This window comes from Halochromatium sp. (assembly GCF_046541315.1).
Taxonomy (GTDB): domain Bacteria; phylum Pseudomonadota; class Gammaproteobacteria; order Chromatiales; family Chromatiaceae; genus Lamprobacter.
In genome coordinates, this window is sequence record NZ_JBKHDN010000118.1 from 1 (window position 1) to 8,677 (window position 8,677).

General features: G+C 66.7%; 4 protein-coding genes. 1 reads left to right on the top strand and 3 read right to left on the bottom strand.

Annotation, left to right across the window (positions count from 1 at the left end; translation table 11 throughout):
* Positions 1-3,380 (bottom strand): transcription-repair coupling factor (gene mfd, locus ACLFQI_RS08965; protein ID WP_410758629.1); only part of this gene is annotated, 3,380 nt, incomplete at its 3' end.
* A 374-nt stretch (positions 3,381-3,754) separates the two neighbouring features.
* Between mfd and ACLFQI_RS08970 the strand changes: the two genes are divergently transcribed.
* Positions 3,755-5,233: a DUF3422 family protein gene (locus tag ACLFQI_RS08970; RefSeq protein WP_410758631.1), complete on the top strand. Its 1,479-nt coding sequence runs from the start codon at positions 3,755-3,757 to the stop codon at positions 5,231-5,233.
* A 36-nt stretch (positions 5,234-5,269) separates the two neighbouring features.
* On the opposite strand, the gene ACLFQI_RS08975 is transcribed toward ACLFQI_RS08970, so the two are convergent.
* Both ACLFQI_RS08975 and ACLFQI_RS08980 read right to left on the bottom strand, forming a co-directional pair.
* Positions 5,270-6,112, bottom strand: coding sequence for an FRG domain-containing protein (locus ACLFQI_RS08975; RefSeq protein WP_410758627.1), 843 nt, complete (start codon positions 6,110-6,112; stop codon positions 5,270-5,272).
* Positions 6,113-6,196: 84 nt separating this feature from the next.
* Positions 6,197-8,677: a glycogen/starch/alpha-glucan phosphorylase gene (locus tag ACLFQI_RS08980; protein ID WP_410758628.1), complete on the bottom strand. Its 2,481-nt coding sequence runs from the start codon at positions 8,675-8,677 to the stop codon at positions 6,197-6,199.

An 8,677-nucleotide genomic window follows, 5' to 3' on the forward strand; every position in this document is an offset into this window, starting at 1 on the left:
GGCTGCTCGCCGAAGACGATGCGCCCGCCCTTGGGGCCGGCCTCGATCTTTTTGATGCCGTAGGGTTGGACCTTGAGCTTCAATTCGGTGATCGCGAACAGCGCCTTGGTTGGCTCCGGCAGCAGGCCGAAGCGATCGATCATCTCGACCTGGAGATCCTTCAGCTCGGCGCGGTCGGCGGCGCTGGCGATGCGCTTGTAGGTGACCAGCCGGGTATGCACGTCGGGCAGGTAGTCGTCCGGCAGCAGCGCGGGCAGGCCCAGGTCGATCTCGGCGCCGTGATCGAGCGGGCGGTCCAGCTCCGGGGTCTTGCCGGATTTCAGCGCCTCGACCGCGCGCTCGAGCAGGTCCATGTAGAGGGTGAAGCCGATCTCGTGGATCTGGCCCGATTGCTCCTCGCCCAAGAGTTCACCGGCACCGCGGATCTCCAGATCGTGCGTCGCCAGCGTGAAGCCGGCGCCGAGGTCCTCCAACGACTCGATCGCCTCCAGCCGCTTCTTCGCGTCGGCGGTCATGCTCTTCGGCGGCGGCGTGATCAGATAGGCATAAGCCCGATGGTGCGAGCGCCCGACCCGTCCGCGCAGCTGATGCAGCTGCGCCAGGCCCAGCTTGTCGGCGCGATGGATGACGATGGTGTTGGCGCTCGGCACGTCGATGCCGGATTCGACGATGGTGGTGCAGACCAGCAGGTTGAAGCGGCGATGGTAGAAGTCGCGCATCACCCGCTCCAACTCCTTCTCGCGCATCTGCCCGTGGGCGACCTCGACCCGCGCCTCCGGCACCAGGGCTTCCAGTTTCTGCGCCATGTTTTCGATGGTCTCGACCTCGTTGTGCAGGAAGTAGACCTGGCCGCCGCGGTTGATCTCGCGCTGGCAGGCCTCGCGGATCAGCGCGTCGTTCCAGGTCGAGACGAAGGTCTTGATCGGATGGCGCTCGACCGGCGGCGTGGCGATGATGCTGAGATCGCGCATCCCGGCCATCGCCATGTTCAGCGTGCGCGGGATCGGCGTCGCCGTCAGCGTGAGCACATCGACCTCGGCGCGCAGGTTCTTCAGCTGCTCCTTGTGCCGGACGCCGAACCGATGCTCCTCGTCGATGATCGCCAGCCCCAGGTTCTTGAACTTGACCGAGGCTTGCAGCAGCTTGTGCGTGCCGACGACGATGTCGACGGTGCCGGCGGCGAGCCCATCGATCACGCCCTTGACCTCCTTGGCGCTCTTGAAGCGCGACAGGCTCTCGACCTTGATCGGCCAGTCGGCGAAGCGGTCGGAGAGGTTCTGGAAGTGCTGCTGGGCGAGCAGGGTGGTCGGCACCAGCAGCGCGACCTGCTTGCCGGCATTGACGGCGACGAAGGCGGCGCGCATCGCCACCTCGGTCTTGCCGAAGCCGACATCGCCGCAGACCACGCGGTCCATCGGCTTGGGGTCGGCCATGTCGCTGAGGATGGCCTCGATCGCGCGCTGCTGATCGGGCGTTTCCTCGAAGGCGAAGGCGGTGGCGAAGGCGTCGTACTCCGGCCCTGGGGTCGGGAACGACACGCCTTGGCGGGCGGCGCGGCGGGCATAGATGTCGAGCAGCTCGGCGGCGACGTCGTGGACCTTCTCGGCGGCCTTGCGCTTGGCGCGCTCCCACTGATCGCTGCCGAGCCGGTGCAGCGGGGCATGCTCGGGCTCGGCACCGGTGTAGCGCGAGATCAGATGCAACGAGCTGACCGGCACATAGAGCTTGTCGCCCTTGGCATATTCCAGCGCGAGGAACTCGGCCGCGGTGCCGCCGACAGCGATGGTCTGTAGCCCGAGGAAGCGACCGACGCCGTGTTCCTCGTGCACCACCGGGGCGCCCTCGACCAGCTCGGTGAGATTGCGCACCACCGCCTCGCCGTCGCGCTCGCGGACCTTGTGCCGGCGCTCCTGGCGCACGCGCTCGCCATAGAGCTGGGTCTCGGTGAGCAGCGCCAGCGCGGGCCGATCGGCGCTGGCCGGCAGCAGTAGCGGCTCCTCCAGCGGCGCGACGGTCACCGCGAGCGAGGCGGTGCCGGCGAGGAAATCGAGCCAGCCCGCCACGGGCTTCGGCTGGATGCCGAAGCCGCGCAGGTTGTCGAGCAACATCTCGCGGCGGCCGGTGCTCTCGGCGACGAAGAGGACGCGTCGGGGCGGGGTTGCCGGCGACTTGGGCGTCTCGTTCAGAAACGCCTTCAACGCCGCGGCGGGCTCAGCCGCGCGGGCCTGGATCGCCAGCGCCGGCGGTCGCCCGGTGGCGAAGTGGCAGACCTGGGCAAAGCCCTTGCGCCGCTCGGCCCATTCGGCGCTTTGCCAGCGCACCCCGGGCAGCGCGTTGAGCTGGCCGGCAAGTTCGTCCGGGGTCAGATAAAGGCGCTGGGGCGGTAGCAGCGGGCGCTCGATATCGTGGCGGCGCTGCTCGTAGCGGGTGCCGATGTCGGTGAAGCGCGCCTCGGCGGCGGCGCGCGCGCCTTCCGGCTCGACCAGCAGCGCGCCGGTGGGCAGATAGTCGAACAGGGTTGCGGTCTGCTCGAAGAACAGCGGCAGGTAGTATTCGAGCCCGCCCGGCGCGCGGCCCTCGGAGACCTCGCGGTAGATCAGGCTGGCCTTGGGATCGGCGTCGATACTCGCGCGCCAGCGCTGGCGGAAGCCGGCGATCGCCTCCTCGGTGAACGGATACTCGCGCGCCGGCAGCAGGCGCACCCGGTCGAGCTTGGCGAGCGAGCGCTGGCTGTCGGGATCGAAGGTGCGGATCGACTCGACCTCGTCATCGAACAGGTCGATGCGCAACGGCTCGCGGACGCCCATCGGGAAGATGTCGAGCAGCGCGCCGCGCACCGCGAACTCGCCATGGGTGATGACCTGCGAGACGCACTGATAGCCGGCGTGCGTGAGCCGCTCGCGGGTGCGTTCGAGATCCAGCCGGTCGCCGGTGCTGAGCACCAGCGACTGAGCGTCGACGTAATCCGGCGGCGGCAGCCGTTGCATGAGGGTGCCGACCGGCACCACTAGCACGCCGCGCTTGAGCTGCGGCAGCCGGTGCAGCGTCAGCAGTCGCTCGGAGACCAGCTCCGGCAGCGGCGAGAACACGTCGTAGGGCAGGGTCTCCCAGTCCGGGAAGCCGAGCACCGGGACGGCCGGAGCGAGATCGGTGCCGGGCTTGTCTGCGCCTGTGTCGACCGCGCTGGCCTCCTCGTGCTCGCCGAGGAAGAAGCGCAGGGCCTCGCTCAGCTGAACCGCCGCCGGCATATCCGCGACCACGCAGAGCAGCGGCGCCCGCGCCTTGCGCGCGGCCTCGGCGATGGCGAGCGCGGGCGCGGCGCCGTAGAGCCGCCCCCAGAGCAGGCGTTCGCCGTGGCGCTGCGGCAACGGCGGCGACAGGGGGGAAGCGCCCGCAACCTCATCAGCGAGATGGGCGGCGGGCGCCTGAGGCGCGGTCGGGTGGCGATCGGTGGATGCTTGGGGCACGGCAACAACGAGGTCTGGGATTGGGGTTGGCTTCGAGAACGCGGCGAAGGCTGGTCAATCTTCGCATAGGCGCCATGCGGGCGCAGCCGATCGATGGCGATGGGGTCACATCCAAGGCTATCGATGCCCGTCAAGGACGCGCGCAAACAGACGCTGCGGATGTTGCTGGAACGGCTTAAACTAAATCACCCGTTTTGCCGAACTGCTCAGGGACGATGCGCAGAAGACCCCTCTCGATGGCTACTCGAATTGATGATGTTGACGACCGCGTCACCGACGGCCCGATCATGAGCGTGCTGCCCGAACCCTCCTCGCGGGGCTCGGACTTGCCGTTCCCGGTGCATCCGCTGCGCGAGGTGGTCACCGACGAACTGCACGCGCGCACCTTCGACCTGATGCAGGCGCCGGTGCGGGTGGCGCATCTGGCCTACCTCTGCGGCGAGCGTGGCAGCGGACGCCAGCAGCAGTATCTGGCGCGGCTGCTGGCGCACTTCGGCGTGCAATTACCGCCCACTGTGGGCTTGCAGTTCGCGACGGATCTTGGCCGCGGGCTCTGGTTGCGCTGGGAACGGCATACCGAATTCGTCACCTATACCCTGAGTCGACAGGGCGCCTTCGCCGAGCCCTTCGGCGCGGATCTGCTGGACTTGCTGCCGCAGGTCTGGCTGCGCAACCTGCCGGGGCAGGTAGTCACCGCGGTGCAGCTGGCGTTGGAGTCGAGCGAGATGCCCGAGCGCACCCTCGATGAGCTGGTCGCGCTGTTCGGCGGTCACCCGGTCATCGGCGCCGAGGTGTCTGGCGGCGCTGGTGTGGTCTGGTCGGACCTGCGCATTCATGCCGATGGCTTTGGGCATATCCTGCTGCGCGATATCGGCCTCTCGGAGGGACAGGCGGGGCGTTTGATCAAGCGCGTGCTCGAGATCAATGCCTACCGGGCCATGGCGCTGTTGGGTCTGCCGGCCGCGCGTCAGGCGGCATTGTTGCTGAGCGACGCCGAGCAGCGTCTGGCCGGGGTGGCCGCGCGCATGGCGGGCGGCAAGCACGATGAGGCGCGCAATGGAACGGGCAATGAACCGGGCGACGGGGCGAGCGATGAGACCGGCGTCGCCAACGCCGAGCCGGCGCATCATGGGGATCTGACGGGGGATCTGCCGGGGGCCCTCCCGCCGGAACGCGAATTGCTTTCGGAACTCACCGTGCTCGCGGCCGAGATCGAATCGATCGCGGCCGAGAACGCCACCCGCTTCGATGCCTCGCAGGCCTATTATCAGGTGGTGCGACAGCGGCTCGAGCAATTGCGCGAGAGGCGCATCAAGGGCGTGCAGACCCTGAGCGAGTTCCTCGACGTGCGTTTGGCGCCGGCGATCGCCACCTGCACCGCAACCGCTCAGCGTCAGCAACACCTCGCCGAGCGCGCGGCGCGCCTGACCGCCCTGCTGCGCGCACGCGTCGAGGTCGAGCTGCAAGAGCAGAACCGCAGCCTGTTGGATTCGATGGATCGGCGCGCGAAGCTACAGTTGCGCCTGCAAGAGACGGTCGAAGGGCTGTCGGTGGTGGCCATCGGCTACTACGGGGTGGGGCTGATCGGCTACCTGCTGAAGGGCTTCGAGGCCGGCGGTTGGTGGTCGCTGAACGCAACCCTGGCCATTGGCATGGCGGTGCCGTTGGTGGTGGGCGCGTCTTGGCTGGGGCTTCGCCACACCAAGCGGCGCTTGCGTCGGGACGCCGAGCATGCGCACGCGGATTCCGCCGACGGCCGGCCTTAGTCGCGTCCCGCCAGTCGATCACCCCATGCGCTCGGGTCAGCTGCGTGGGCTATAGTGACGCTTGAGCCAGGTGGTGAGGCCTTCGAGGCCGGGAAAGAAGACGCGCTCGGTGATATTGGATTGGTCGAGCTTGTCCCTGATCTCCCACTTGAGTTCGGCGGGGATGATGATGCGGCGCCAGATCCGGGGGTAGTCCGCAAGCCAGCGATCCATCGAGAGGGTCGGGTCCGAACTCAGGGAGAAGAAGGCAAACTGATTGACGATGCGATCGTCGATCGACGGTGGCTCGAAGAAGAGCGTGAAGGGGGTATCCGAGAGCCGGTCGAACGCCGCCAGGGAGCCGACGGCCTCGCTGAGCATCTCGACCGTGAACACATTGGCGCCTTCGAGGTCGAGCTGGGTGCGCAGCAGTTCCGGGGCCATGCGATGGGTGTCGATATAGTTGACGCCCCAGATGGCGCCATCGCGGTGGATCTTGTCGACATGCGCGGTCGCGAAGTGCAGCGCCGCGAAGGGCGAATAGGTCCAGTCCATCAGCCGCGTCGGCAGCCCATAGTGCTGGGCGACCGAGAGCCAATGCCAAACCGAGTCGCGCTCGACCACGCGCCGATGGGCATACTTGCGGAAATTGCGCAGCAGGTGGCGTTCGAGCAGCGCGTAGTTGCCGCCGAGACGCATCAAGGTCGTCTCCAGCGGGTACTCGGCATCGGAGAGGCCGCGATAGGCGTAGCGGGAGCGGAAACGGCCGATCTCGGGCACCCAGGACTCGGCGAACAGGAGTTCTTGGATCTCGCTCCAGGAACCGACCCTGACCGAATCATGGCAGTTGGGGCTGAGGACGGACTGCTGGGTCGCCGCCGGTCGGCAAGCGGAAGGCATCGACTGGGATCCCGGATCGCTCATGCGGATGGGCCACCGAGCCAGTCGGCGCCATCGACGAGAGCGATGGCGATTCCGGTCGCTTTAGGCATCCGGCGACTCGTTGAGCGCGACCGGCATTGGGGTCACCTGCCAGATGCGCTCGGCATAGTCGGCGATCGACCGATCGGACGAGAACCGACCCATGCGGGTGGTGGTGAGGATCGACATCCGATCCCAGTGATGCGGGTCTTTGTAGGCATGGTCGATCTCTTGCTGGCGCTCGCGATAGTCGTGAAAGTCGGCGAGCACCATGAACGGGTCGTGATGGATCAGGTTCTCGGTCAGCGGGCGGAATAATTCGCTGTCGCCGTGCGAGAACAGCCCGGAGCTGATCAGGTCGATGGCCGAGCGTAACCTCTCATCCTGCTGGTAGTGTTCCCAGGGTCGATAGCCGGCGGCCTGTTGTTGCTGGGCCTCGGCTGCGGTCATGCCGAAGAGGAAGAAGTTGTCGTGGCCGACCTCGTCGCGAATCTCGATGTTGGCCCCATCGAGGGTGCCGAGGGTGAGCGCGCCGTTCATCGAGAACTTCATGTTGCCGGTGCCGGAGGCCTCCTTGCCGGCGAGCGAGATCTGCTCGGAGAGATCGGCGGCCGGATACAGCCGTTGGCCGTTCTTGACGTTGAAATCGGGCATGAACAGGACGCGCAACGTGCCGTTGACCTGCGGGTCGGCGTTGACCACCGCGCCGACGGCATTGATCAGCTTGATGATCAGCTTGGCCATGAAGTAGCCGGGCGCGGCCTTGCCGCCGAAGATGAAGGTGCGCGGGGTCAGCTCGATGTTCGGGTTTTGCTTGATCTGCTCGTAGAGCCAGACGATGTGCAGCAGGTTCAGGTGCTGGCGCTTGTATTCATGGATGCGCTTGGCCTGGACGTCGAACAGGGTCTCGGGGTCCGGCGCGAAGCCGGTGCGCTCGCCGAGCCAGTTCGAGAGCTTGCGCTTGGCGTCGGTCTTGATCTTGCGCCAGCGCTGTTGCAGGGCGTGGTCCTCGGCATGCGGCTCGAGCTGGCGGAGGCAGTGCAGATCGCGCACCCACTGATCGTTGCCGCAGGTCTCGCTGATCAGGTCCGCCAATTCCGGGTTGCTGGCGGCGATGAAGCGGCGCGGCGTGACGCCATTGGTGACGTTATGGAAGCGCTCCGGCCAGAGGTCGTTGAAATCCTTCATCACCGTGCTCTTGAGCAGCTCGGAGTGCAATTCGGCGACGCCGTTGATGGCCCGGCTGCCGACCGCGGCGAGATGCGCCATGCGCACCTTGCGGCCACCGGCCTCGTCGATCAGCGACATGCGCGCGACCCGACCCTCGTCGCCGAAGAAGCGCACGCGAACCTCGTCGAGGAAGCGCCGGTTGATCTCGTAGATGATCTCCAGATGGCGCGGCAGCAGGCGCTCGAACAGCTCGACCGGCCAGGTCTCGAGCGCCTCCGGGAGCAGGGTGTGGTTGGTGAAGTGACAGCTCTCGCGAGTGATCGTCCAGGCCTGGTCCCAGGTCATCAGGTGATCGTCCATCAGCAGCCGCATCAGCTCGGCGATCGCCAGCGACGGATGGGTATCGTTGAGCTGGATGGCATATTTTTGCTGGAAGCGCTCGAGGGTGCCGGCATTGTTCAGCTCCAGCCGGATCATGTCCTGCAGCGAGCAGGAGACGAAGAAGAACTGCTGCTTGAGACGCAATTCCTTGCCCGCCTCCGGCTCGTCGTTCGGATAGAGCACCTTGGAGATGGTCTCGGCCTCGATCTTGGCGTGCACGGCGCCATAGTAGTCGCCGACGTTGAAGGCGCCGAAGTTGAACGATTCCGGTGCCTCCGAGCGCCACAGCCGCAACAGGTTCACGTTGTCGACGCCATAGCCCATGATCGGGGTGTCGTGGGCGACGCCATTGACCAGCAGGTCGGGCCGCCAGCGTTGGCGCATCACGCCATGCTCGTCGGTGTATTGCTCGCTGTAGCCGCCGAAGCCGACCGGGAACGCGAGCTTCGGGCGCATGATCTCCCAGGGGTTGCCGTTACGCAGCCAGGTATCGCCCTTCTCGACCTGCCAGCCATCGACGATGACCTGGTCGAAGATGCCGAACTCGTAGCGAATCCCATAGCCGATGGCCGGAATCTGGGTCGTCGCGAGCGAGTCCATGTAACAGGCCGCGAGCCGGCCGAGGCCGCCATTGCCGAGGCCCGGTTCCTCCTCGCTCTCGATGATGCGCTCGAAATCCAGCCCAAGCGCCTCGCCGGCCTCGTGCAACACCTCGGTGATGCCGAGGTTGATCATGTTATTGGCCAGCTGCGGCCCGAGCAGGAACTCGGCCGAGAGATAGCAGACCGTGCGCGCGCTGCTCTCCTTGTACAGGCGCGAGGAGCGAATCCAGCGCTCGAGCAGTCGGTCGCGCACCGTGTAGGCTGCGGCCTGATAGAGGTCGTCGTCGGTCGCCACCTCGCGGAAGCGACCGCGCAGATAGAAGAGATTGTCGAGGAAGGCGCGCTTGAGTGCCTCCTTGGAGAGACCGGTGCGGATGTGTTCATTGTCCAG

Coding starts and splice junctions, on each gene's coding strand:
- ACLFQI_RS08970 (WP_410758631.1), top strand. CDS start 3,755: ATGAGCGTGCTGCCCGAACCCTCCTCGCGGGGCTCGGACTTGCCGTTC.
- ACLFQI_RS08975 (WP_410758627.1), bottom strand. CDS start 6,112: ATGCCTTCCGCTTGCCGACCGGCGGCGACCCAGCAGTCCGTCCTCAGC.